The 24538-nt window shown below is 73.6% G+C and carries 21 protein-coding genes; 15 read left to right on the top strand and 6 right to left on the bottom strand.

What is annotated here, in order from left to right; translation table 11 throughout:
* Nucleotide 1: 1 nt before the first annotated feature.
* Entirely contained in the window at nt 2–862 is an 861-nt protein-coding gene (locus tag CHB94_RS14440) for a DUF2382 domain-containing protein (protein ID WP_089337256.1), read from the bottom strand.
* Between the two features lie 136 nt (nt 863–998).
* On the opposite strand from CHB94_RS14440, the gene CHB94_RS14435 reads away from it, so the two are divergent.
* Both CHB94_RS14435 and CHB94_RS14430 read left to right on the top strand, forming a co-directional pair.
* Nucleotides 999–2555, top strand: a complete 1557-nt coding sequence (locus CHB94_RS14435) for a CYTH and CHAD domain-containing protein (protein ID WP_089337255.1) — start codon at nt 999–1001, stop codon at nt 2553–2555.
* Between the two features lie 61 nt (nt 2556–2616).
* Nucleotides 2617–4047: a metallophosphoesterase gene (locus CHB94_RS14430; protein ID WP_089337295.1), complete on the top strand. Its 1431-nt coding sequence runs from the start codon at nt 2617–2619 to the stop codon at nt 4045–4047.
* 24 nt (nt 4048–4071) lie between these two features.
* On the opposite strand, the gene CHB94_RS14425 is transcribed toward CHB94_RS14430, so the two are convergent.
* Both CHB94_RS14425 and CHB94_RS14420 read right to left on the bottom strand, forming a co-directional pair.
* A complete protein-coding gene (locus CHB94_RS14425; protein WP_089337254.1) occupies nt 4072–4650 on the bottom strand; it encodes a TetR/AcrR family transcriptional regulator in 579 nt (192 codons plus the stop codon).
* A 152-nt stretch (nt 4651–4802) separates the two neighbouring features.
* Nucleotides 4803–5831: an ATP-dependent 6-phosphofructokinase gene (locus CHB94_RS14420; protein ID WP_089337253.1), complete on the bottom strand. Its 1029-nt coding sequence runs from the start codon at nt 5829–5831 to the stop codon at nt 4803–4805.
* A 152-nt stretch (nt 5832–5983) separates the two neighbouring features.
* On the opposite strand from CHB94_RS14420, the gene CHB94_RS14415 reads away from it, so the two are divergent.
* The 3 genes from CHB94_RS14415 to CHB94_RS14405 all read left to right on the top strand — a co-directional run bounded on the left by CHB94_RS14415 (nt 5984) and on the right by CHB94_RS14405 (nt 7594).
* Complete coding sequence (locus tag CHB94_RS14415) at nt 5984–6724, top strand: GntR family transcriptional regulator (RefSeq protein WP_254920649.1); 741 nt, start codon at nt 5984–5986, stop codon at nt 6722–6724.
* Nucleotides 6724–7197, top strand: coding sequence for an SRPBCC family protein (locus tag CHB94_RS14410; RefSeq protein ID WP_089337251.1), 474 nt, complete (start codon nt 6724–6726; stop codon nt 7195–7197). The genes CHB94_RS14415 and CHB94_RS14410 overlap by 1 nt, the downstream gene beginning before the upstream one ends.
* A gap of 124 nt (nt 7198–7321) precedes the next feature.
* On the top strand, nt 7322–7594 hold the full coding sequence (locus tag CHB94_RS14405; RefSeq protein WP_217899308.1) for a GlsB/YeaQ/YmgE family stress response membrane protein: 273 nt from the start codon (nt 7322–7324) through the stop codon (nt 7592–7594).
* A 27-nt stretch (nt 7595–7621) separates the two neighbouring features.
* Here CHB94_RS14405 and CHB94_RS14400 read toward each other — a convergent pair whose 3' ends face one another.
* Nucleotides 7622–8260, bottom strand: a complete 639-nt coding sequence (locus CHB94_RS14400) for an MBL fold metallo-hydrolase (RefSeq protein ID WP_089337250.1) — start codon at nt 8258–8260, stop codon at nt 7622–7624.
* A 108-nt stretch (nt 8261–8368) separates the two neighbouring features.
* Between CHB94_RS14400 and CHB94_RS14395 the strand changes: the two genes are divergently transcribed.
* On the top strand, nt 8369–8590 hold the full coding sequence (locus tag CHB94_RS14395; RefSeq protein ID WP_089337249.1) for a hypothetical protein: 222 nt from the start codon (nt 8369–8371) through the stop codon (nt 8588–8590).
* A gap of 249 nt (nt 8591–8839) precedes the next feature.
* On the opposite strand, the gene CHB94_RS14390 is transcribed toward CHB94_RS14395, so the two are convergent.
* Complete coding sequence (locus CHB94_RS14390) at nt 8840–9616, bottom strand: enoyl-CoA hydratase-related protein (RefSeq protein WP_089337248.1); 777 nt, start codon at nt 9614–9616, stop codon at nt 8840–8842.
* 388 nt (nt 9617–10004) lie between these two features.
* Between CHB94_RS14390 and CHB94_RS14385 the strand changes: the two genes are divergently transcribed.
* Together CHB94_RS14385 and CHB94_RS14380 are read left to right on the top strand one after the other, a co-directional pair.
* Complete coding sequence (locus CHB94_RS14385) at nt 10005–11603, top strand: protein kinase domain-containing protein (protein WP_254920648.1); 1599 nt, start codon at nt 10005–10007, stop codon at nt 11601–11603.
* A gap of 83 nt (nt 11604–11686) precedes the next feature.
* Complete coding sequence (locus CHB94_RS14380) at nt 11687–13168, top strand: serine/threonine-protein kinase (protein WP_089337293.1); 1482 nt, start codon at nt 11687–11689, stop codon at nt 13166–13168.
* Nucleotides 13169–13213: 45 nt separating this feature from the next.
* Here the strand turns inward: CHB94_RS14380 and CHB94_RS14375 are convergent, their stop codons facing one another.
* Nucleotides 13214–13975 (bottom strand): hypothetical protein, encoded by a 762-nt coding sequence (locus tag CHB94_RS14375; protein ID WP_141137510.1) that lies wholly within the window; start codon nt 13973–13975, stop codon nt 13214–13216.
* Nucleotides 13976–14170: 195 nt separating this feature from the next.
* Here CHB94_RS14375 and CHB94_RS14365 point away from each other — a divergent pair, with 195 nt between their 5' ends.
* The 7 genes from CHB94_RS14365 to CHB94_RS14335 all read left to right on the top strand — a co-directional run bounded on the left by CHB94_RS14365 (nt 14171) and on the right by CHB94_RS14335 (nt 24440).
* On the top strand, nt 14171–15454 hold the full coding sequence (locus tag CHB94_RS14365) for a competence/damage-inducible protein A (RefSeq protein WP_089337244.1): 1284 nt from the start codon (nt 14171–14173) through the stop codon (nt 15452–15454).
* A gap of 167 nt (nt 15455–15621) precedes the next feature.
* Nucleotides 15622–17307, top strand: a complete 1686-nt coding sequence (locus CHB94_RS14360; RefSeq protein ID WP_141137509.1) for a hypothetical protein — start codon at nt 15622–15624, stop codon at nt 17305–17307.
* Between the two features lie 164 nt (nt 17308–17471).
* Nucleotides 17472–18611, top strand: a complete 1140-nt coding sequence (locus tag CHB94_RS14355; protein WP_089337242.1) for a hypothetical protein — start codon at nt 17472–17474, stop codon at nt 18609–18611.
* A 122-nt stretch (nt 18612–18733) separates the two neighbouring features.
* The gene (locus CHB94_RS14350; RefSeq protein WP_089337241.1) at nt 18734–20362 is read left to right on the top strand and encodes an acyl-CoA dehydrogenase family protein; all 1629 of its coding nucleotides are present in this window, start codon (nt 18734–18736) and stop codon (nt 20360–20362) included.
* A 120-nt stretch (nt 20363–20482) separates the two neighbouring features.
* Nucleotides 20483–22603 carry a putative bifunctional diguanylate cyclase/phosphodiesterase gene (locus tag CHB94_RS14345; RefSeq protein WP_089337240.1) on the top strand — a complete coding sequence of 707 codons (2121 nt, stop codon included), beginning with the start codon at nt 20483–20485 and terminating at the stop codon, nt 22601–22603.
* Nucleotides 22604–22719: 116 nt separating this feature from the next.
* On the top strand, nt 22720–23454 hold the full coding sequence (locus CHB94_RS14340) for an NYN domain-containing protein (protein WP_254920647.1): 735 nt from the start codon (nt 22720–22722) through the stop codon (nt 23452–23454).
* Between the two features lie 323 nt (nt 23455–23777).
* Complete coding sequence (locus CHB94_RS14335) at nt 23778–24440, top strand: flagellar brake protein (protein ID WP_176445566.1); 663 nt, start codon at nt 23778–23780, stop codon at nt 24438–24440.
* The last annotated feature ends 98 nt before the right edge of the window (nt 24441–24538 follow it).

The raw sequence follows: 24538 nt of genomic DNA, 5'->3' as shown, positions 1-24538 counted from the left end.
CTCAGCCGGTGTGGCGCGCCGGGTGCTCGTCGACGACGATCTGCTCGCGCTGGACCTGCTCGGTCACCGTCTCCTGCCCGTGCACCAGCTCGGTGCGCAGACGGACGCGTTCGGTCGGCACGACCTCGACGGTCACCACCGGCCGCTCGGTGTGCAGGATGATCTCGCCCGGCAGACCCGATGTCGCCGCGGTTCCGGCCGGCTGGTCGGTGAGCAGCGACTCGTCCGGGCCGTCGTCGGGGGCGTCGATGGCGACCTCCTCGACGCGGATCTCCTCGCGCCGGATCGGCACGGTGATCTGCACCTCTTCGGTGACCACGTACTTGACCAGGCGCGCTCGCTTCGCGGCCACCCGCTCGGTGCCGACCACGAGCTGTTCCTCGCTGCGGGTCATCCCGCCGTGGTCGTCGGCCGCCGGGTGCCGTGGCGGCTCCGCCGTGGGCCGTGGCGGCTCTGCCGGGATCTGCACCGTCGGGGCGGCGTCGGACGGAGAGCCTGCCCCGGCGTCTGCAGGTCCTGGTGGTGTCACCGTGCCCGTGCCCGTGACGGCGTCCGTGCCCGTGGCGTAGTGGCGGCGCAGCTCGGCCTCGTCGTCGGGAGACAGATGGTCACCGGTGAGCTGCGGCGCGCTCTTCACCGCATCGACGGTGACCGGGAGGCGGAGCCCACCGTCGGCGAAGGTCGCGTCCACGGCCGGTACGACGGACTGCCGGGTACCGAACAGCCCCGTGGTGACCGCCACCCAGGACGGCGCCCCCGTGCGGTCGTCGACGTAGAAGTGCTCGACCGTGCCGATCTTCGCGCCGCTCGCGTCGTAGGCGGGACTCCCGATGGCCGCGGAGACATCTCGCTCGTTCAGCATGGGTCTGCTCCCCTCCGCGCTCCCCGGGGAGCGCGCTCAGGTCTGGCGTGCCCAGCAGCGGTCGCCCCTGAACATGGGCCCGCCTAGGTTCGGATCGGGGCCGCGGCGTGCGGCCGTCCGCGGAGGGAGGACCGGTGTGACCAGCGGGCACCTCGAGATCGAGACGAAGTACGACGTCGGCGGGGACTTCGAGCTGCCGGCGCTGGACGGGCTGGACGGCGTCGCGACCGTCGACCCGCCGGTGGAGCACGCGCTCGAGGCGGTCTACCACGACGCGGCGGATCTGCGGCTGCTGCGCGCCCGCGTGACGCTGCGCCGCCGCACCGGCGGGCCCGATGCCGGCTGGCATCTCAAGCTCCCCGCCGGGGCGGCCCGCCGCGAGCTGCACGCGCCGCTGGGCCGGGCGGTGAAGAAGCCCCCGCAGGCACTCATGGCCCCGGTCGCCGGCATCCTGCGGGGCGCCCCCACGGGACCCGTGGCCACCCTGCGCACCCGGCGGGTGGTCACCGCGCTGCGGGACGACGACGGACGGCTGCTGGCGGAGGTGGCCGACGACACGGTCACCGCGACCGCCCTGGCCGTGGAGGCCGGCCGGCCGGCCGAGGTGCACGTCTGGCGCGAGGTGGAGGTGGAGCTGGGGGACGGCGGCCCCGAGGACGGGGCCGCGCTGGCCACGGCCGTGGGGGAGCGGCTCGTCGCGGCCGGTGCCCGCCCGTCGGTGTCCCCGTCGAAGGTCGGCCGGGTGCTCGCCGACCGGCTGAACGGTGACGTCGCGCCTCCGGTGAAGCGGAAGGGCGGCGACACGGGGCCGTCCGCGGGGGAGTTCGTCGTCGCCGCGCTGCGCGAGCAGCTCGCGAGGCTCGAAGCGGCCGACGTGCTGCTGCGCACGGAGCAGCCCGACGCCGTCCACCAGGTCCGTGTCGCCGCGCGCCGGCTCCGCAGCACGCTGGCCGCCTTCCGCGCGGTGCTGGACAAGGAGGCCACCGGGTCGCTGCGGGAGGAACTGGCGTGGCTGGGCGCGCAGTTGGCCGAGGTACGGGACGACGAGGTAGCCCTCGCCCACCTGTCCGAACTGGTGGCCGCCGAGCCGGAGGAGCTGGTCCTGGGCCCGGTGGCGGCCCGGCTGCAGCAGAGCCGGCTGCGGGAGGAGCAGGCCGGGCTGGACCGCGCGCTCCAGACCGTCTCCGAGCCGCGCTACCTGAGGTTGCTGGACGCCGTGCACGACCTGGTAACCGCACCGCCGTTCACCGAACAGGCCACCGGTCCGGTCGAGCCGGTCCTCCGGGACGCCGTCCGCCGGTCGGTCCGCCGGCTTCGCCGGCATGTCAGGAGTGCGCGGCGCGCAGCCGAGGAGGACCGTCCGGAGGCGCTCCACGCGGTACGGAAGGCGGCGAAGCGGGTCCGCTACGCCACCGAGATCGCCACCTCCGACCTGGACGGCGCGGCGGACGTGGTCGACGCGGCCAAGCAGATCCAGCAGGTGCTGGGGGACGTGCAGGACACCGTCGTCACCCGGGAACTGTGCCGGCGGTTCGGCGTCGTGGCCTTCGCGCAGGGGGAGAACGCGTTCACCTTCGGCCGGCTGCACGCTCTGGAGCAGGCTCGAGCCGAGCGGGCGGTGCGGGAGTTCTGGAAGCTCGAGCCGACGGTGCGCCGGGTGCTGAAGCGCGCGGCGCGTCAGCGGGGGTCCTGAGCCCCGTCGCCCCCGCCTGGGACAGTGAGTCCGTGGTCGATGCGGAGTGGCGGGCGCGCCGGTGTCGGTGATCCTTCTGCTCGGCTTCGGCACCGTGGTGCTGACGGCGATGCTGCTGCTGCACGGCTACCTGTGGTTCCGGCTGGTCCGCAGCACCACCCGCCCCGGAAAGCTGCGGCGTCGGCTGACGGTGCTGACCCTGGTGCTGGCGCTGCTGCCCGCGCTGGCGCTGACCCTGCGGCGCACCCTCCCCCTGGACGCGGCCGCGCCCCTCGACTGGGTGGCCTACAGCTGGCTCGGCGTCGCCTTCTACGCCTTCCTCGCCCTGCTGGCCCTCGAACCGGTGCGGTTCGTCAGGAACGAGGTCCTGCGACGCACGGACCGCGAGGTCGTCCCGAGTGGGGCGGGGGGTCGTGGTGCTGAGCCCAATGGGGTGGTCGTCCCGAGTGGGGCGGGGGGTCGTGGTGCTGAGCCCAATGGGGTGGTCGTCCCGAGTGGGGCGGGGGGTCGTGGTGCTGAGTCCAATGGGGTGGTCGTCCCGAGTGGGGCCCGGAGGGCTCCGCGCAGGGACGACGCAACGGCTCCACGTGACGAGGGAACGGCACCTGATCGCGGTGCGGTCCGGCAGGACCGCGATGTCACCGCCCCCTCACGCCGGCTGTTCCTCGCCCGGAGCCTGGCCGTCACCGCGGGCACGGTGGCTCTTGCCACGGGGGGCACCGGGGCGTACTTCGCCAACTCGCCGCCCGTCGTCCGCCGCGTGCCGGTCACTCTTGCCGGACTCGACCCGGCCCTGGACGGGCTGCGCATCGTCACCTTCTCGGACGCGCACCTGTCGGCCACCTACGGCGGACGGCGGTTCGAGCGGCTGGTGGAGCTGGTCAACGCGCAGCGGCCGGACGTCGTCGCGATCGTCGGCGACCTGGTCGACGGCGACGTGTCCGAGCTCCGCGAGGAGGCGGCACCCCTCGCCGAGCTGGTGAGCGAGCAGGGTGTCTTCTTCGTGACCGGCAACCACGAGTACTTCGTCGACACCGAGGCGTGGCTGCAGCACCTGCCCACGTTGGGCATCGACGTGCTGCGCAACGAGCGGGTGGCCATCCGCCGGGGGACGGCGACCTTCGACCTGGCCGGCATCGACGACCGGACGGCGGCGTCCTCGGGTGTGCCCGGCCACGCCGCCGACCTGGACGCCGCGCTCGACGGCCGGGACGACGCGACGCCCGTCGTCCTGCTGGCTCATCAGCCGGTGATGGTCGAGCAGGCGCGACGGGCGGGGGTGGACCTGCAGTTGTCCGGGCACACCCATGGCGGGCAGCTGTGGCCCTTCGACCACGCGATCCGGCTCGACCAGCCGGCGGTCGAGGGCCTGTCCCGGCAGGGGGACACCCAGCTGTACGTCACCTCGGGCGCCGGATACTGGGGGCCGCCGATGCGGATCGGGGCCCGGCCCGAGGTCACCGTGGTGGAGTTGCGCTCTCCACGCGCCTGAGCAGTGAGCTCCGGGACGGCGGGATCAGGGCTGCTGGAGCGCGTTGAACGCCTCGTCGATCAGCTCCTCGAGCTTGCGCTCGCCGCTGCTGTCCGCCCAGGCGAGCACGCCCGACGTGAAGGCGGCCATGTAGGCGGTGATGACGACGCTGTCCGCCGGCGACAGGGTCCGGCCCCGTTCCGCACGCAGAGCGTCCGTGAGCAGGCCTGCGGTGACGCGCTCGAACTCGGCGGCGCGCGTGCGCAGGCTCGGGTTGCCGGCGATGAGCTTCCACCGGACGAGCTGTGCGGCCCGGAATTCCGGGCTCCACGTGGAGAACCAGATCGTCGAGGCGTGCCTCACGCAGTCTCGTAGCGGCAGCCCCGTCGGCAAGGCCGCGACGAGTGCTCTCATGTCCTCGGCCGTCGGCAGCTGCATGACGAGGTGTTCCTTGGACGGGTAGTGCGCGTAGAACGTCGGCACCGACACCCCCGCCGCGGCCGCGATCTGGGCGACGCTCGCCTGCTCGAACCCGTGGTCGTGGAACAGCCGCATCGCGGCGTCGTAGATCTTCTGATGGGTGGCCTGCCACCGACGGCTGCGCCAGTCCCCGGATTCGCTCACCGGCCGATCTTGCGCTGCCCGCACGCCCCCTGCCCAGTCAACGCTCCGGCTGTCACCGATCCGAAATCGGACGTTCTGCCTGGTCACGGCGCAGCGTCCCGATCCACGTCGTCCACGATGCTGCCTGACCCCCGATGACGCCAGGTCCCCGTTCAGCCCGTGAAGGCCGCGGTCTCGGCCAGCCGCGACGGGGTGACCGTCTTCAAGCGGGCCACGGCCTTCTCCATGGGGACGAGATCGATCTCGGTGCCCCGCAGCGCGACCATCTGGCCGTGGTGCCCCTCGTGGGCGGCCACGGTGGCGTGCAGTCCGAACCGGGTGGCCAGCACGCGGTCGAACGAGGTGGGGGTGCCCCCACGCTGGACGTGGCCGAGGACGGTCGTGCGGACCTCCTTGCCCGTCCGCCGTTCCAGCTCGGCGCCGAGCTGCTGCGCGACGCCGGTGAACCGGCGGTGCCCGTACTCGTCCACGCCGCCGTCGCGCAGGCCCATGGTGCCCGGCAGGGGCGTCGCTCCTTCGGCGACCACGCCGATGACGTGGGAGTCGCCGCGCGCGAAGCGCTCGGTGACCAGGCGGCAGACCTGCTCGATGTCGAAGGGTTCCTCGGGCACGAGGGTCAGGTGCGCCCCCGACGCGAGGCCGGCGTGCAGCGCGATCCAGCCGGCGTGCCGGCCCATGACCTCGACGAGCAGCACCCGCTGGTGGGACTCGGCGGTGGTGTGCAGCCGGTCGATCATCTCGGTGGCGATGCTGACGGCGGTGTCGAAGCCGAACGTCAGGTCGGTCTCGTCGATGTCGTTGTCGATGGTCTTGGGGATGCCGACGACGGGGACGCCGGCCTGCGAGAGCAGGTGCGCGGCGGTGAGCGTCCCCTCCCCGCCGATCGGGATGAGCACGTCGACCCCGTGCTCCGCCAGCACGCCCTTCATCTGCGCGACGCCGGCGTCGAGCAGCTGGGGAGCGACCCGGGCCGAGCCGAGCGTCGTGCCCCCGCGGGTCAGCAGGCCGTCGACGGCGGCGATGTCGAGCGGGGTGGTGCGGTCCTCCAGCAGCCCCCGCCAGCCGTCGCGGAAGCCGAGCACCTCGCTGTCGTAGTGGTTGGCCGCGGTTCGGACGACGGCGCGGATGACGGCGTTGAGGCCGGGGCAGTCGCCCCCGCCGGTGAGGACACCGATGCGCAACGGGCTCTCCCTCGATGGTCGAGCCCCGACCATACGTCATGACGTCTTGATGTCTCGCGACGCGCCGCGACGGCGTCCCATGGGATGGACAGTGATGTGACGTCCCATACGACATGACGACCAGACGTCTGGAAGTCCCGTACCTTTACGGCGTGGTCAGCCCCGTCACCGGACCGAAGTACCTCTCGGTCCGAGAGCACCTCAGGCGGCGGGTGGCCTCCCTGCCCGAGATGACCTTGTTGCCGCCGGAGCCGGTGCTCTGCGCCGAGTACGGGGTCAGCCGGATCACGCTGCGCCGGGCGGTGGACGGGCTGGTCGCCGACGGGCACCTCGTGCGCGAGCAGGGCCGCGGCACCTACGTCACCCGCCCGGCCATCCGCCACGAGTACCGCGAGAGCTTCGTGCACCGGATCGCCGGGTTCAGCTCGGTGATGAGCGAGCAGGGTGCCCAGGTGGGCACGAAGGTGCTTACCCAGCGGGTGGTCCCGGTCCCGGCGTCGGTGGCGGTCGAGCTGTCCCTCGACGGGACCGCCGACGTCGTCGAGCTCGAACGGCTGCGCAGTGTCGACGGCGAGCCCAACCACGTCGCGCACAGTTTCCTGCCCGCCACGCTCTACCCGCGGGCAGCGGACGAGGACTTCAGCCAGGGGTCCCTCTACGAGTTCCTGCGGCGGGAGTACGGGGCCGACCTCGCCCACGCTCGCATCGTCGTCGACGTCGGCACCGCCGGCCCCGGTGAGGCAGACCTCCTCCGGGTCGTCGCCGGTTCCCCGCTCCTCGTCGTGCGGACGACGGTCCGCGACAGCTCCGGCCACCCCCTCGTGCACAGCTACTCCCGCCTGCGGCCGGACGTGAGCCAGGTCGAGTTCGAGGTGTCTGTGAGCGGCCGCTGATGGCCACCACCACCGCGACCGGCTCCTGCGACGTCCCGCAGACCCGCGCCCAGGTGTGGCGCGCCCTCGCCGTCCTCGAGCCCTACTGCTCGGTCTGCGACGTCTCCTACGTCCTGGGGGAAGGCCCGGGCGCCCCCGGCGTCGGGACGACGTTCGTCTGTGCCCCCGGCCGGCTCGACGGCACCCCCGCGGCCGGGGCTCCCCAGGGGGAGATCGTCGAGTGGGACCCGCCCCGGCTGGTCGCCACCCGGCTCCGGCTCACGCCGGAGACCTGGACGACGCGCATCGAGCTCGCCCGCGCCGGCGACGGCGGCACGCGCGTGAGCATCACGATCACCCACGAGCCGACCGGCGGCAGTCGCGTCATCCGGCGGCTGCAGCAGGGGGCGCTACGGCGCCTGGTGCAGCGGACCGTGGATGCCGAACTGGCCAAGGTGCCGGCCCACGTCGAGCGGGTCACCGGACGCGCCTGACCACCCCCGATCGAGGGAACGGTGCATCAGCGACCGTCGCGGCGGGTAGGGAGTCCCATCGTGCACCGGCGGTGCACCCGGCATTCCGCCGGGAGAGCCCGCCGGTCGAACGAAGGAGAACGCTGTGCAGATCCTCGGCCTCATCGTGGTCGGCCTCATCATCGGCGCGCTCGCCCGGCTCATCAAGCCTGGAAAGCAGCGGCTGAGCATCGTCGCCACCCTGCTGCTGGGCGTCGTGGGCGCCCTCATCGGTGGCGTCGTCGCCAGCCTGCTCGGCACCGGCAACATCTGGGAGCTGAACGTCATCGGCTTCATCGTCGCCGTCGTCGCAGCGGTGCTGCTGATCGGCGTTGCCGAGGGCGTCTCGGGCGGTCGCTCGCGCGGCGCCGTCCGCTGATCCACCTCCGGGGGACCCGGCCGGACCTCAGAGTTCGGCCGAGTCCCCCGGGGCCAGCCGGCGTACGGGGGTCGGCGTCCCAGGACCCCGCTCGCCCAGCAGCCCGCTGACGACGCCGAGGCCGGTGTCGTTGAGCAATCCGTCGTGCACGGCGAACGCCTGATCCGCCTGCACGGCCCGCACGTAGTCGATCAGGTCCGCGGTCCGCGACCAGGGAGCGTGGAGCGGCACGAGCAGCGTCGCGACCGGCTCCTCCGGGACGGTCAGCGCGTCACCGGGATGGAAGACCCGGCCGCCCACCAGGAACCCGATGTTGGCGATCCGGGGGATGTCGGGGTGGATCTCGGCATGCAGCTCCCCGTGGACGTGCACCTCCAGGCCGGCCACCGTGACGGCGTCCCCGTGGCCCACCACGTGCACGCGACCGCCCAGGCCCTCCAGCTTCGCCGCGACCGACTTGTTGGTCCACACCTCGAGCGCGGGATCGGCGTCCAGGGCCGCGCGCAACCGCTGCGGGTCGAAGTGGTCCGGGTGCTCATGGGTGATCAGGACCGCGGCGGCGCCCTCGAGCGCCGCAGCATCGGTGAACGCGCCGGGGTCGATGACGAGGCGGCGCTCCTCGTCGCCGAGGACGACGCACGCGTGGCCGTGCTTGGTCAGCTCCATGAGTCGCATCCTGCCCGGCGCCCGGGGGAGCATGCTGCCTCCCCCCTCGGGGGGAGCAGACCGCTCCGCGCCGTAACCCTGGCCCCGTCTGCTGCCGACCTCCACCGCATGATGCTGCAGACGACCCTGTACGCCGCCGCTCGCAGCCGCGCGCACGGGCCCACCGCCGCGCTGTGGCACGCCGTCGAGGTGCACCGTCCGCCGGCCGAGGTCGACGGCGCTTGCGAGCTCAGCCTCTGCGGCTCGCTGGCCCGTGTGTCGACGGAGCAGGCGTGGCCGGTGGCCGCCCGCGACGTCTGCCCGGTGTGTGTCCTGCTGACCCGCTGTTGAAGGACCCCGCTGCCCCCCGCCGGAGAAGGACCCCGTTCTCCTCACCCCTCGCATGCTCGGGGCGAGCCTCGGAACGGGGCCGGCGGCGGGCCCCTGCAGCGGGGCCACACTGACGCCCTGTCGCCGGGCAGGAGTTCGCCCCGACGGCAGGTGAAGGACCCCCTGCTCCCCACCGCTCGCGGGCTCGCGGCGGGTCCCTGCAGGGGGCCGTTCCAGCCTCACCGTGCCGGTGGGGGCAGCGGGGCCCGGTCAGCGGCCGGTGAACTCCGGCGCGCGCTTCCCCAGGAACGCCTCGACCGCCTCGCGGTGGTCGGCGGTCTGCCCGAGCCGGGTCTGCAGCCGCGCCTCCAGCGCCAGCGTCTCCTCCAGCGAGTCGGTGGCCGCGGTCGCCAGCACCGTCTTCATCGCCCGGTAGGCCGCGGTCGGACCGCTCGCCAACCGTGCCGCCAGGGCCTGCGCCTCCGGCAGCACCTGCTCGGGGGCAACGACCCGGTGCACCAGCCCCCACTGCTCCGCGGTCTCGGCGGTGATCGGATCGGGAGTCAGCAGCAACTGGGTCGCCCGGGACCCCCCGACGCAGTGCACCAGCCGCCAGGCGAGCGCGGAATCGCTGGACAGCCCGACTCCGGTGAACGCGGTGGTGAACTTCGACCCGGCGGCCGCCACCCGCAGATCGCCCGCCAGCGCGATCCCGAGGCCCGCACCGGCGCACGCCCCGTTGATGCCGACGACGATCGGCACGCGCAGCGCCGAGAGCGCCAGGATGAGCGGGTTGTACTCGTCCTCGACGACCGAGAGGGAGGTCGCGGCGTTCCCGCGCAGTGACTCGATGTGCTCCGCCAGGTCCTGCCCCACGCAGAAGGCCCGGCCCGAACCGGTCAGCAGCACCGCCCGCACGGACTCGTCGGCGGCGACCTCCTGGACCGCGGCCAGCAGTTCGGTCCGCAGCGCGTGCGACAGTCCGGGTCGCTGGAGGGTCAGGGTGGCCACGCCGCCGTCGTCGGCCCTGGTCACGGTGTCGGACATCGTCGTCCCGCCTCTTCTGTCGGTCGTTCCTCGCCGTCACCCTGTCATGACGCCGAGCAGCGGTGCGCATGTGGCAGGAGTCGCCCACCGTTCCACGTGGAACCGTGGTTAAGGTAAGGCTGGCCTTTTCCGTTCGACAAGAGGGGTTCCCGCCGCCGACACCGCTGTGGCGGGGTGGGAACACAGCGCGGCGGACGCGCTGACCGGTCCCGCATGCGACCAGTGCCGCACGCGGGGACTGGCCGGTGCGCCCGCCACGTGCGGCGACCATGTGTAGCCCGCGCCCGAAATGGACACGGAGGGCCGGGGGAACGATCAGCGTGACCCCGACGGGCGGCAACATGGCGGCCTTCACGCAGCAGGGCCGGACAGGCGAGGAGTGACCTCCGTGGTCGAACCAGGACGACGGTGCCTGGGCGACCGCTACGAACTCCACCAGCTCATCGCCGCCGGCGGCATGGGGCAGGTCTGGCAAGGCCTGGACATCGCCCTGCACCGGCCGGTGGCCGTCAAGGTTCTCCGGAGCGAGTACACCGGCGACCCGACGTTCGTCGCCCGCTTCCGGGCCGAGGCCCAGCACGCGGCGTCCCTCAGCCACCCCAACATCGCCGCGGTCTTCGACTACGGCGAGGACGTCGCGGCGGACGGCACGGGGGAGACGTTGGCCTACCTCGTGATGGAGCTGGTCGAGGGGGAGCCCCTCTCCCGCCTGCTGGCCCGGGAGGGCGCGCTCGGCACCGAGACGACGCTGTCGCTGGTCCGGCAGACCGCCTTCGGCCTCGGCGAGGCGCACCGCGCCGGGATGGTCCACCGCGACGTCAAGCCCGGGAACATCCTGGTCCGTCCCGACGGCAGTGTGAAGATCACCGACTTCGGAATCGCCTGGTCGGCCCGCAGCGTGGCCCTGACCCGGACCGGCCAGGTCATCGGCACGCCCCAGTACCTCTCGCCCGAGCAGGCCGAGGGGCGCCCGGCCACCCCGGCCAGCGACGTCTACGCGCTGGGACTGATCGGTTACGAGTGCCTCGCCGGGCAGCCGGCCTTCGAGGGCGACAACCCCGTGACCATCGCCCTCAAGCAGGTCCGTGAGGACCCCGAGCCGCTGCCCGAGCATCTGCCGGCGGAGGTGCGCGCGCTGATCGGCCGCGCCCTGGCCAAGGATGCCGGCCGCCGCTTCCCTGACGGAGCGGCGGTCGTCGCCGCCATCGACGACGTCCAGGCCGGCCGTCCGGTGCCCGAGGCGCCCGTGACGACGGGGGCCGCCGCGGCCAGTGTCGTCCCCACGCCCCGGGCCGCCGGGCCGGAGACCCTGCTGACCGGGGCGGTCGCCAGCCCCCCGGTCACCCGCCGGCGGGGGCGGATCGCCATGGTCCTCCTCCCGCTGCTCGGACTCCTGGCCGGCGCGGGCATCGCGATCGCCCTCCTGCAGGCTCTCTCCGACGCTTCGGGCGGCTCCCCGGCCGTGGCGGCCGAGCAACGCGACAGCGGCAGCATCGTCCTGGACGCCGAGCAGTACGTCGGCCGGCCGGTCGACGAGGTCGTCGCGCGGCTGACCCGGCTCGGGCTGCACGTCGAACCGCGCAGCGAGGTCCGCGACGACGTCGTCCCCGACCACGTCACCGGCGTCGAGCCCGACGGCAGGCCGCTCACGCCGGGCGAGACCGTGGTCGTCACCTATGCGACCGGTGTCCCCTCCACCGGCGCGGCGCGCAGCCGACCGGCCGTCACCGGCGCGGCGGGCGGTGGCGGCGGCGGCGGTAGCACGGTCGTGCAGGAGGACCAGCCGGTCAGCAGCGCCCCGGCTCCGTCGTCCCCGACGTCGACGAGCACCCCGGCCCCGGTCACCACGCTGCCGGCGGCCACGACGACCGCTCCCGAGACGACGACGTCGGAAGCGACGACGTCGCCGTCGACCAGCGCTCCGAGCAGCACGCCCCCGACCACCCAGCCGACGGCGACGAGCCCGACGACGGCCTCGGTCGAGTGACGACCCCGTCCTCGGACGTGTGCCGCCCGCTCCCGGGTGCCACGCTGGGAGGTCCGGCACCGGAGGCGGCGGAAGGGCACGGGATGGGGGGATCGGGGCGCGGCGCCGTCGGTGACCGCTACGAGCTCGTCTCCCTGCTGGCCACCGGCGGGATGGGTCAGGTCTGGCGGGCCCGCGACACGCTGCTGGACCGGCCCGTCGCGGTGAAGGTGCTGCGCAGTGAGTTCACCGGCGATACCACCTTCCTCGCCCGGTTCCGGGCGGAGGCGCGGCACACCGCCGTCCTGGCCCACCGCAACATCGCCGCGCTCCACGACTACGGCGAGGTGGCCGCCGGCGAGGCCGGTCCCGAGCACCTGGCCTACCTGGTGATGGAGCTCGTGGAAGGCGAGTCCCTGTCCGACCTGCTGGCCCGCGAGCGGCGGCTCGGTGTCGACCGGACGCTGGACGTCCTGCAGCAGACCGCCACGGCGCTGGCGGCCGCGCACGCGGCAGGGGTCGTGCACCGGGACGTGAAGCCGGCCAACATCCTCGTCGGCACCGACGGCGTCGTGAAGATCACCGACTTCGGCATCGCCTGGTCGGCCTCCAGCGTGCCGCTCACCCAGACCGGGCAGGTCGTCGGTACGGCCCACTATCTCTCCCCCGAGCAGGCCGCCGGCACCAAGGCGGGCCCCGCCAGTGACGTCTACGCGCTGGGGATGATCGGCTACGAATGCCTCGCCGGCCGACGGGCGTTCGACGGCGACAACTCGGTCCAGATCGCGCTCCGTCAGCTCCGCGACGCCCCGGATCCGCTGCCGGACGACGTCCCCGAGAACGTCCGGCGGCTGATCGCCCGTGCCCTGCTGAAGGACCCCGCAGCCCGCTTTCCCGACGGAGCCGCCTTCCGGGACGCCGTGGCCGACGTGCTGGCCGGTCGCATGCTGACCCCGCCCCCGAGCGACGGAGGAACCCGGCAGTTCGCCGCGGCCGTCGCCGGGGCTGCGCGCGTGGTGCCGGCACGTCGTCGGGGAACCCGGCTCCTGGCGCCGGTCGCCGCGCTGCTGGCCGGTGCCGGCATCGCGGTGGCCGGCACCCAGCTGCTCGACTCCCCGATGCCCTCGCCGCCAGCCGCCGCGCAGACCCGGCCGTCGTCGGTCGTGCTGGCCGCGGACGACTTCGTCGGCCGGCCCGTGGGGGACGTGGAGGCCGCCCTGGGGGCCATGGGGCTCGGTGTGGAGCGCGTACCGCAGGAGACGGCAGCGCAGGCCCCCGGCCTGGTCACGGCGGTCAGTCCCGCGGGCTCCGTGCCGCGGGGGACCCGGGTCACGGTCTCCTTCGCGGTGGCGCCGCCCCCGGCCCCGGTTCCGGCCCCGGTTCCGGTTCCGGTCCCGGTCCCGGAGACCCCTGCCGCACCGTCGGGCGGCTCCGTGCCGGCGGTGTCAGGAGAGGTGGTGACCGTTCCGGCCGCCGGGAACGACGCGGTCGCGGACGACCAGCAGCCGTCGAACGGCAACGGGAAGGGGAAGGGCAACGCGGGCGGCAACGGGCGCGGCAAGGCGAACGGGCGCGGCCAGGGCTGAGTCCCGACGTGGACCAGGTGCGAGTGGCGGCGCCGGCCCGCCCGGTCAGCCCTTGCGGTGCGGTCCCACCCAGAGCGCCGCACCGAGGACGGCGAGCGCCGCGGTGAGCACGAACCCACGGTCGGTGTCGGCGACGGGGAGGACGACCAGCAGCCAGAAGACGGCCAGGCCGACCAGGCCCCCGGCGGCCACCCGCCAGGCAGAACCCGGGCGCACCCGGTCACCGGCCAGATGGCATGCGGCGACGGCCACCAGGGACAGCAGTCCGCAGGCGGTGACGAACGCCGACCACAGCGGGACCGCCGACCAGTAGGACTCCCCGCCGACGTCGAGGGTCAGGCCGACCTGGAGCAGCAGCACGGAGAGGGCCACCAGCCCGAGGCCGAGCAGGGCTGCCCGATCCCACGGACGGCGGGTCCGCAGCTTTCCCGGGCGATCGTTGGCGGAACCGGACTCGAGGGTCTCCGGCCACGTCCGGGTGGCAGTCGCAGTGGACGCACCGGAGTCCTGCGCGGACGCGATCGGAGTGGGAGCCGGCACGGGCGCCGCCGCGGGCGGCGCAGCCGGCGGAGGCGGCGGAGGCGGCGGCGCGCCCAGGCCGGGCAGCCCCGGGACGAAGTCGACCGGGCCGGTCGGCACGGGCGCGTCCACCGGCTGGACGGGTGGGTGGGTCGTCGCGTTCGGGTGCGGGGGCAACTGCTGGACTGCCGTGGACCCGGTGGACGGCTGCACCACCGGGATCTCCTGCGTGCTCGGCGACGTGGGACCGCCGGGCTGCACGGGCGGCTGGGGGTCGGACGAACTCACGGCTCCTCCTGGCGCGCTCCGGTGGTCCGCCGATCGGACCGCTCCGCCCCGCACCGTATCGGCGCCCACCCGACGGGCCCGCGAGGCGCCCCGGGGATGGTCGCCCTAGGGTCGGTCCGTGGGCGAGCGTGCCAGCTCGCGCGCGGACGGAGCAGCGCCGCGAACGGGGCCGACGAGCGCCAGCGAGGAGGAGTCATGAGCGCCCGCGCCGGCATCATCGTGACCGGGACGGAGGTGCTCACCGGCCGGGTCACCGACCGGAACGGCCCCTGGCTGGCCGAGCAGCTCCGGCTCTTGGGCGTCGACGTCGGCCACGTCGTCGTCGTGGGGGACCGGCCGGAGGACCTGCAGGGAGCGCTGGCCTTCCTCGCCGGCACGGACGTCTCCCTGGTGATCACGTCGGGCGGCCTCGGTCCGACGGCCGACGATCTCACCGCCCAGACCGTGGGCGACTGCCAGGGCCGGCCGTCGGCGGTCGACCCCGCGCTGGAACAGCGGATCGCCACGATCGTGGACCGGCTGACGGCCCGCCGCGGGTGGCGGGCCGACCCCGCGGCGCTCGCGGCCGGCGTCCGCAAGCAGGCCCGCGTGCCCGAGGGCGCGACGGTGCTGGAGCCGATCGGCACGGCGCCCGGGCTCGTCGTACCGCCCGCGGAAGGGCGCGACGGACCGGCCGTGCTCGTGCTGCCCGGTCCGCCCTCGGAGCTGCAGGGCATGTGGCCATCGGCAGTGGCCGCTCCCCTCACGCAGGCGGCGCTGGCCGGCGCCGCGGAGGTCAGGCAGCAGACCGTGCGGCTGTGGGGCACGCTCGAGGCGCAGCTGGCCGCCACGCTGCGGGAGCACGACGACGAGCTGGCCGGCCTCGAGATCACCACCTGCCTGCGGGACGGCGAGCTCGAGATCGTCACGCGTTTCCCGCCCTCGGCGCAGGCGGCCCAGGACCGGCTGTCCGCGCTGCTCGCCGAGGAGTACGCCGACACGCTGTTCTCCACCGGGCCGACGCTGGACGACCTGGTCGCCGGCGGCTTCGCCGACCGGGGCCTGACCGTCGCCACGGCGGAGTCCTGCACCGGAGGCCTGCTGGCGGCGCGGCTGACCGAGCGCCCGGGATCGTCGGCGTGGGTGCTCGGGGGCGTGGTCGCGTACGCCAACGCGGCGAAGGAGCAGCTGCTCGACGTCCCGCCCACTGTCCTGGCCGAGCAGGGCGCCGTCAGCCCGGAGGTGGCCGTCGCGCTGGCCGACGGCGCCCGGGCGCGGTTCGGTGCCGACATCGGGGTGGGGATCACCGGGGTCGCCGGGCCCGGCGGTGGCACGCCCGACAAGCCGGTGGGGACGGTGCACCTCTGCGTGGCCGGTCCGGACGGCAGGCAGCTGCGGGCCCTGCGACTGCCCGGCTCACGAACCGCCGTCCGGGAACGCTCCGTGACCATGGCCATGCATCTGCTGCGAGCCTCGCTCGTGGGCGGTCCTCCCGCCTGACCGCCCGGGGGGCGACGCCCGAATGTGTTCTTGCACACACCGTGACAACTCTCCGAGCGGACGTCGAAAATAGGGCGGCACCGGTATCGGAACCTTGGTGTCTTGTCCACCATCGACCCATGTCGCTCAGCCAGAGGCGTCTGGGACAGGCAGCAGCCTGCCGTCCCGTGGACTCCCTGGCTCTGGACGGGGGTAGCCCTGCACTCGGCTGGGCCGTGGCGCTCGGGCTGGTGCGGATCGCCGTGTGCGCCGGCCTGACGGTGGGGTTCTCCGCCCTCCTCTTCGCGTTCGCGCAGATCGCGGCCGCGGCCCCCGACCCCCCGGCGCCCCGCGCCACACAGGTCCTCGACGCGCCGGCGCCTCCGGGCGGCGGAAGCAGCGCCCCGACGGCGACGTCGAGTGCCTCGGCGGTCGCGGGCAACAGCAACAGCACCGTGCAGTCGGTCGAGCAGCAGGCCGCCCCGTCGGCTCCCGCCTCGCAGGCGGCCGCCGTCGAGAACGACACCCGGCAGGACGCGACCGCCGTGGCCGAGGCTCGGCCGGTTCCCGCCGCCGACACCTCGGCGACGACGACGGCGGCGCCCCTCGCGACGGGCAGCCCCGCGGACGGGTCCCCCGCACGGACGAGCGCGGTCGCCGGCACGGACAACAGCACCACCCAGACGGTGGCGCAGACCGCCGGCGCGGCGGCGTCGCAGACGGCGTCGGTGGTCAACACCACCCAGCAGGTCGCCTCCGCCGCGAGCACCGTCACCGGCACCGCCGACTCGGTGAGCGCGGTCGCCGGCACGAGCAGCAGCACCATCCAGACGGTGGCGCAGACCGCCGGTGCGGCGGCGTCGCAGACGGCGTCGGTGGTCAACACCACCCAGCAGGTCGCCTCCGCCGCGAGCACCGTCACCGGCACCGCCGACTCGGTGAGCGCGGTCGCCGGCACGAGCAGCAGCACCATCCAGACGGTGGCGCAGACCGCCAGTGCGGCGGCGTCGCAGACGGCGTCGGTGGTCAACACCACCCAGCAGGTCGCCTCCGCCGCGAGCACGGTCACCGGCACCGCCAGCGGTGTGGTGACCGGCGTCGTCGAAGGCCCGTTCCCCGCCGTCGTCGCGCCCGTCGTTCCGACTCCTGCCACTGCCGTCGCCCCGGTTCCCGGGACGGTCGTTCCCCTTCCGACTTTCTCCAGCGTCCTCGTCGACGCCCCGGCGGCCCCCGGGGTCACGGTGCCTGAGACCGCCCTTCCGGCGACCGCCGACCCGGGTGTGCTTGCCGGCGCCGGTGCGCCGAGTGCCACGACCGCCGGTGGGCCGAGTGCCGGCACTTCCGGTGGGCCGAGTGCCACCCCCGCCGGTGCGCCGAGTGCCGCCTCCGAGGCCACGCCGGCGGCCGGCGCCGCTCCGGTGCGGAACACTCAGCTGGTCGCCGGTGAGCCGCTGGCGAGCTCGGTTGCGGGCGTCGGCCCCGTGCTGGTCACGGACCCGGCCGTCGTCGCCGCCACCGTGAACGTCGTGGGCGCCGGCTCCGTCGCCGCTCTGGCCGAGCGGGTCGGACCCATCGCTCGCAGCCTGCCCGCCGACATCGCTGTCGGGACTCTTCAGTACGGGTCAGCGTCGAGTCCCGCGAGCACCGCGCTTGCCTGGCCGGACTCGACGATGCCGGCTGCTTCCCCCTCTGTCTCCGGCGCGTCCGGCCCCGCATCCAGCATGAACGGCAGCAGCGGGTCGGCGGGCCTCGGAGTGGCCGTCCTCGCGGCCCTGCTGGCCCTCGTCGTTCCGCTTCTCCTGCGCACGCTCGCCGATCGAGCGTCGTCGATGACGCCGCGCCTGTACTTCCCTGTCCTGGTCGGTCCGGCCTAGCCCCGCTGCCCCGAGGCGAGCCCGCTGCACGGCGTGCTCACGCCCTCGGCACGGCACATGGGAGCACACGAACCGTCCACCCGCAGCCGGCCCAGGCGGCCCGCTGTCCATCACGTCACGCAGTCCAGGCCGATCGGCCTGCTGCAGCACAGGGAGAACAACTCATGTCACGCACGAGCTCACGCGCCCTGGCCACCTCCGTCATGGGACTGGCCATCAGCGCCTGCATCACCGGCACCGCCCTCGCCGGCGGCGACCACAGCACGTACAAGCCCGGGAGCGCCGGGAACCAGACGGCGACCCAGGACAACCGGACGACGCAGGACGCCACGTCGACCGCGACGGCCAGGCAGCTCTTCCCGGCGAACCTCGGCGCCAACTTCTCGTTCCTGAGCCTGGGCTCCGGTGGGGACCAGTCCAACGAGCAGTCGAACAACAACCTCGCCTTCTCCTGGGCAGGCAACTACAACGCCACCCAGCAGTCGGCAGAACAGCACCAGAAGGTGACCCCGCCCAAGAAGCACGACAAGAAGAAGGGGGACTACTGCAAGAAGCACGACGACTACGGGAAGCACCACGACCACTACGGCAGCCAGGACGGCGGCCACCACGGTCGGACCAGTGGCCAGCAGGAGGCCGAGCAGTCCAACGCGACCGAGCAGACGGCCACCTCGTCGGCGACGGCCAACCAGGTCGCCCCGGTGAACGCCGCTGCGAACGTGGCGATCCTCAGCTCCGGTGACCAGTCCAACGAGCAGTCGAACAACAACGTTGCGGCGTCCGAGGCGTCCAACGAGAACGAGACCACCCAGACCGTCGACCAGCAGCAGGCGGTGGCCGGTTCCGGTGGTTCCAGCAGTGGCCAGCAGGAGGCCGAGCAGTCCAACGCGACCGAGCAGACGGCCACCTCGTCGGCGACGGCCAACCAGGTCGCCCCGGTGAACGCCGCTGCGAACGTGGCGATCCTCAGCTCCGGTGACCAGTCCAACGAGCAGTCGAACAACAACGTTGCGGCGTCCGAGGCGTCCAACGAGAACGGGACCACCCAGACCGTCGACCAGCAGCAGGCGGTGGCCGGTTCGGGTGGTTCCAGCAGTGGCGAGCAGGAGGCCGAGCAGTCCAACGCGACCGAGCAGACGGCCACCTCGTCGGCGACGGCCAACCAGGTCGCCCCGGTGAACGCCGCTGCGAACGTGGCGATCCTCAGCTCCGGTGACCAGTCCAACAAGCAGTCGAACAACAACGTCGCGGTGTCGTCCGCGACGAACAGCAACTCGACTGACCAGTCCATCTCGCAGAACTGATCCCGATCGCCGGGGTAACTGACCGGTGAGCTCCCGAATGCCCGCCCGGGCGCCGCACGGCACCCGGGCGGGCATTCGGCCGTGCGCGCCCGGAGGTGCGGAGATCTCGTACGGTGCCCTCCATGAGCAGGACGCACGAGGTGACCAACCAGGTTCCGCCCCTGATCGGCCACGACCCCATCGCGGGCGATGCTGCCCTCGCCGAGGCCTGCATCCGGCACGCCGGCGCGCGGACACTGGAGTCCCTGGCCGGTCTCGGCCGGCTGGCCGGCAGCGAGCAGGCGCAGGAGTGGGGCCGGCTGGCGAACGAGAACCCGCCGAAGCTGCGCACCCACGACCGATACGGCCACCGCGTCGACGAGGTCGAGTTCCACCCCTACTGGCACGACCTGATGCGCACGGCGGTGGAGAACGGCCTGGCCGGCGCCCCGTGGGCGGCCGCACAGGCCGGTGACCGGCACGCCCACGTGCGCCGGGCGGTCGGCTACTTCGGCTGGACACAGGTCGAGATGGGGCACGGCTGCCCGACGACGATGACCTATGCCGCCGTCCCGGCGCTGCGCCGCAGCCCCGAGCTCGCCGCACGCTTCGAACCGGGGCTCACCGCGACCGCCTACCAGTTCGGGCTCGCCGAGCCGACCGGCAAGCGGGGGCTGATCGCGGGCATGGGCATGACGGAGAAGCAGGGCGGCTCCGACGTCCGGGCCAACACCACGCGTGCCGTTCCGCAGGACGACGGCTCCTACCGGCTCACCGGGCACAAGTGGTTCACCTCGGCGCCGATGAGCGACCTGTTCCTCGTGCTGGCCCAGCTCGAGGAGGGCGTCTCCTGCTTCGCCGTCCCGCGGGTGCTGCCGGACGGCAGTCGCAACGTCTTCCGCCTGCAGCGCCTCAAGGACAAGCTCGGCGACCGGTCCAACGCCTCCACCGAGGTGGAGTTCGAGGACACGGCGGCCTGGCTGGTGGGGGAGCCGGGCAGGGGCGTTCCGGCGATCATCGAGATGGTCAACATGACCAGGCTGGACTGCGTCCTCGGCTCGGCCGCCACGGTGCGCGCCGCCTTGACCCAGGCGATCCACCACGCCCGTCACCGGCGGGCGTTCGGGGCGATGCTGGTCGACCAGCCGCTCATGCAGAACGTCCTGGCGGACCTCGCCGTGGAGAGCGAGGCGGCGACCGCTCTGGTCGTCCGGCTGGCCGCGGCCGTCGACGCGGGGGAGTCGGCGTTCCTGCGGCTGGCCGGCGCGGCGGCGAAGTACTGGGTGTGCAAGCGGACGCCGGGGGTCGTCGCGGAGGCGATGGAGGTGCTGGGCGGCAACGGCTACGTCGAGGAGTCGGGGCTGCCGCGCCTCTACCGGCAGTCGCCGCTGAACTCCATCTGGGAGGGCTCGGGGAACGTCATAGCGCTGGACGTGCTGCGGGCCATGGGCCGCTCGTCGGACACGCTCGCTGCAGTGAGCGCCGAGATCGAGCTCGCGCGGGGTCTGGACCATCGGTTCGACGACGCGGTGAAGCGGCTGCACGACGAGCTCGGCGACCCCGACCAGCTGCCCTTCCGGGCGCGGCGGATCGCCGGTCAGCTGGCTCTCTGCCTCCAGGGCTCGCTGCTCCTGCGGCACGCACCCGCCGCGGTCGCCGACGCCTTCTGCGCATCCCGCCTGGGCGGTCACGGTGGTGGCGTGCTCGGGATGCTCCCGGCCACCGCGGCTGTCGGGGCGATCGTCGAACGCGCGTCGATCGTGACTGTCTGATCACCCCTCGGGGTGGCTACTCTCGTGTCACCCACGGACACCGACGGCGATGTCGGACGGTGCCGTACCGTAATTGTCCGCCTCGCGCGGACCGGCGACCAGTGGACGAGAGCGGGCAGCGTGCAGCACGACGACGACGGGTCCCGGACAGGTCATCCCGACCTGCTGGCCGGCGTCCCCGACGCCGTCTACCGGCTCGATCGCGACGGTCGCGTGACGTACGTCAACGCCGCAGCCGAAGCACTCCTCGAGCGCCGCGCCGACGAGCTCATCGGTCGGCACGCGCTCGAGAACTTCCCCACGTCCCGGGGGACGGTCGCGGAGACCCATCTGCGGGAGGTGCACACCGACCGGCAGCCTCGCCAGTTCGCGTACTACCACGAGCCACAGGACCGCTGGTACGAGGTGCGCGTCTTCCCGCACGCCGACGGACTGGCCGTGTTCTTCCGGGACATCGATGCCTCGTACCGCACCCAGGAGCGGCGGCAGACCGAGCTGGGGGAACTCACCGCCGTGCTCGCCGCGCTCCGATCGGCCACGGTGCTGGTGGACGAGGGTGGCCGGATCCTGGTCACCAACCGTGCCTGGGACTCGGACGGCGAACTGCTGCGCAGCAGCGGCATCCAGCCCGGCAGGGTCGGCGACGGATACATCGACGCCATCTCATGGGGGCTCCGGCCGGCCGACGCCGCCGCGATCGCAGCGGCTTTCAGCCGGCTGCAGGCCGAGCCCGTGGACGGTCCCCCCGGCTCGTTCGATTACCAGTACTCGACTCGGCTGGGGTCGTTCGTGACGTGGTTCCACCTGCAGGCGGCCCGCGTTCCCGCCTCGCGCCGCGTCGTGGTGACCCACACGGACGTCACCGAGCGGGTCCGCGGTGAGCAGGCGCTGGCCTGGCGTGCCGGCCACGACGACCTGACCGGACTGCCGAACCGGGCGACCCTGCTGGACATGATCGCCAACGCGCTGGCCGTGGGTGCCCCGGATGCGCCCGGCACCGCACTGCTGGTCCTGGACCTCGACGGGTTCAAGACCGTCAACGACTCGCTCGGCCACCAGATCGGTGACCGCGTGCTGCGCCAGGTGGGGGAGCGGCTCACCGAGCAGGTTCGTCCCGGGGACGCCGTGGGCCGGCTCGGTGCCGACCAGTTCGTCGTCCTCGCCCGGGAGTGCGACCAGGCGGAAGCCGCCGCGCTGGCGTTCCGCCTGCAGACCACGTTGGCCCTTCCGTTCACGGCGTCCGGGATATCCGTGCCGCTGTCGGCGAGCATCGGCGTCGCCGTGTCCCGGTCCGACGTCCGCGATCCGCACCAGCTGCTGAGCGACGCCGACGCCGCGATGTTCGCCGCCAAGAGCTCCGGCCGTGACCGGGTCCACCTGTTCTCCCCCGGGCTGCGCGAGGCCGCCCGCTGGCGGCTGGAGGTCGCGACCCGCCTGCGCGGTGACGCGATCGACCAGCTCGTCGTCCATTACCAGCCGGTGATCCGCCTCGACACCGGCGAGGTCGACGGCGTGGAGGCGCTCGTCCGGTGGCAGCACCCCGAGCGCGGGTTGCTGCCTCCCGACACCTTTCTGTCGGTGGCCGAGGAGACGGGGCAGGTCATCCCGATCACCCGGTGGCTGCTCCGGGAGACGACCCGCAAGGCCGCCGAGTGGGCCGCCGACGGCCTTCCGTTGCGCATGTCGGTGAACGTGAGCGCCCGGCACTTCTCCGCCGAGACCCTGGTCCGGGACGTACGGGTGGCCCTGCGCGACTCCGGACTGCCGGCCGACCAGCTGGTCCTCGAACTCACCGAGACCAGCGTCGCCGAAGATCCCACCCGCGCCGAGGACCAGCTGACCGTGCTGCGCAGCTTCGGCGTGCGGGTCGCCATCGACGACTTCGGCACCGGCTGGTCGTCCCTGGCGCAGCTGTTCTCCTTGCCGATCGGCACGCTGAAGATCGACCGCTCGCTGCTGACTGCGGCCGAGCGCGCGGTCGCCGGTGAGACCGGTGCGGTGCTCACCGCCATCGTCGGGCTGACCCGGACCCTCGGGATCAGCTCCGTGGCGGAGGGGGTCGAGACCCCCGAGCACCTCCGGATGGTGCGGGCGGCCGGCTGCGACCTGGCCCAGGGCTGGCTCCTCGGCCAGCCCATGCCGGCCGAGGCGATCCCTGGCTGGGTCCGGGGGATCCGGGCCGCCGGCGGCGATGTCTGTGCGCTCGCCATGGCCGGCTGCGCAGTCCCGCAGGCCGGATGATCGGCCGCCGCGGCGGCCGCCGGGCGACGGCGCCGGCCGGCCCGCCACGCCCGGCGGGCGTGCCTCCGCAGGCACCGCAGCACGCCGGCGACCGCCCGACGCGGCAGACTGCTCCCGTGCCCGACAGCCTCGACGCCGAACTCGCCACCTTGACCGAGGAGGGACCGGTGACCGCGGCGGCCACCACGCTGCCCGCCGCAGCCACCGTCGAGGGGCGGCAACGGCCGGCGCTGGACCTCCTCATCTGGGATGCGCCGAACATCGACATGACCCTGTCCACGGTCATCGGTGCCCGGCCCACCGCGGCGTCCCGCCCCCGCTTCGACGCCATCGCGGCCTGGTTCGTCGAGGGCGCGGGCGATCCGGCAGCGCAGGGAGCGCCCGAGGTCGAGGCCTGCGTCTTCGCCAACATCCCTCCGGTGCCCGGCACGCTCCAGCGCTGGGTCGAGGCGCTGCGCGGCTTCGGGTACTCGGTGTTCGCACGCCCCAAGTCGCAGCCCGACGACGACATCGACCAGGACATGCTCGACCACATCGCCGTGCGGGCGCACAGCCACCGGCTGCGCCGGCTGGTCGTGTTCTCGGGGGACGGGCGGAACTTCGCCGAGCCGCTGGAACAGCTGGTGCGCGAAGGCACCGAGGTCGTCGTGGTCGCCTTCAGCGAGGTCGCGGGGTACGCGATCAGTTCCGAACTGCTCCGGTTCATCGACATCGAGGACGTTCCCGGGGCGTTCGTGGAGCCGCTGGACCGGGTGCGCCTGGACGCCCTCCCGCCGGACGGCGCCTGGCTGCGGCCCACGCGCAGCCTGCGGGACTTCGTCACCAGCTTCAACGCCCGGCGCGATCGCTAGGACGCCGTCCACACAGGAACGACGCCACCGGGCGAACGTGGTCGGCGCCCCGGCCGCGACCTCGCCGTCTCCACGTCGTGCCCGTCTGCCTCCCTGTGGTCGGCGGCGACCTGCTCCTTCCGGGTGACATGCAGGGGACTGCGCTTGCAGACCGTCCGTCCGCGGCCGATGACCTGCCGTGACGCACGATGCGCGCGTCGTGCGGCGAGTCGGGGACCGGCAGCGTGGCCGACCCCCGGCCGGGGGTCACCGTGCCCCACCGCGGGGTGGCGATCCGGGTCCCACGGGCCCGTGCTCCGCGCGGTATCCATCGGAGAGGACCCATGACGAGCGTGCCCGGTGTCGACCACCCGGTGGAGCAGACCGAGGCAGAGGTGACGCTGACCGGTCGCGGAATCTCCGTCAGCTCCCGGGTCGAGGTCGTCCACGACGGCTTCATCGCCGTCCGGCCGTCGACGGGGGAGTTCGTCGAGCAGGTCGTGGTCCGGGTCGGAGACCCCGTCGAGGTCTTCTGGAGGGCCGAGGACACCCAGCGGGTAGTCCCCGCCGACGTCACCGAGGTCGAGCAGGGCGCCGTCGTCCGCTGGCGCATGCGGATGACCGGCCCGGCCGAGACCAGCCAGCGGCGCAAGGCCGTCCGTGGGCGGATCGCCGTCCCGGTAGAGGGCCAGCACGGGTCGATCAGACTCAAGGGCACGACCCTCGACCTGAGCGAGGCCGGGCTGCGCGCCGAGTTCGAGGGGCTGGGCGCGCCGCCCGAGGCAGGGGCGAAGCTGACCCTGACGATCCACCTCGAGGACGCCGCCGTCAGGACCAGGGCCGAGGTGGTGCGCACCCAGGCCCGGGGCGCCCGCTGGATCATCTCCATCAGCTTCGTCGACATCCCGGAGAAGGAGCAGGACCGCGTGCGCCGGCGGGTCTTCCAGGCGCTGCGTGAGGAGCGCGCCCGGAGGGCCGACGACTCCCCTCCCGGTCTGCGGGGGTAGTCCGGCCTCTCTCGGGGCAGAGAGTGGAGTGACCGAGCGTGCGAGGTCACGAGGAAGCTCAGCACCCCGGTCGCACGACCGGCCAGCATCGGCGAGGA

The sequence above is a fragment of the Blastococcus mobilis genome, assembly GCF_900188025.1.
Lineage (GTDB): Bacteria > Actinomycetota > Actinomycetes > Mycobacteriales > Geodermatophilaceae > Blastococcus_B > Blastococcus_B mobilis.
Note: the sequence above shows the minus strand (reverse complement) of the source record. Positions and strands in the feature narration are given on the sequence as shown.

Coding starts and splice junctions, on each gene's coding strand:
- CHB94_RS14335 (WP_176445566.1), top strand. CDS start 23,778: ATGACGAGCGTGCCCGGTGTCGACCACCCGGTGGAGCAGACCGAGGCA.
- CHB94_RS14400 (WP_089337250.1), bottom strand. CDS start 8,260: ATGGAGCTGACCAAGCACGGCCACGCGTGCGTCGTCCTCGGCGACGAG.
- CHB94_RS14390 (WP_089337248.1), bottom strand. CDS start 9,616: ATGTCCGACACCGTGACCAGGGCCGACGACGGCGGCGTGGCCACCCTG.
- CHB94_RS14395 (WP_089337249.1), top strand. CDS start 8,369: ATGATGCTGCAGACGACCCTGTACGCCGCCGCTCGCAGCCGCGCGCAC.
- CHB94_RS14365 (WP_089337244.1), top strand. CDS start 14,171: ATGAGCGCCCGCGCCGGCATCATCGTGACCGGGACGGAGGTGCTCACC.
- CHB94_RS14440 (WP_089337256.1), bottom strand. CDS start 862: ATGCTGAACGAGCGAGATGTCTCCGCGGCCATCGGGAGTCCCGCCTAC.
- CHB94_RS14350 (WP_089337241.1), top strand. CDS start 18,734: ATGAGCAGGACGCACGAGGTGACCAACCAGGTTCCGCCCCTGATCGGC.
- CHB94_RS14410 (WP_089337251.1), top strand. CDS start 6,724: ATGGCCACCACCACCGCGACCGGCTCCTGCGACGTCCCGCAGACCCGC.
- CHB94_RS14380 (WP_089337293.1), top strand. CDS start 11,687: ATGGGGGGATCGGGGCGCGGCGCCGTCGGTGACCGCTACGAGCTCGTC.
- CHB94_RS14355 (WP_089337242.1), top strand. CDS start 17,472: ATGTCACGCACGAGCTCACGCGCCCTGGCCACCTCCGTCATGGGACTG.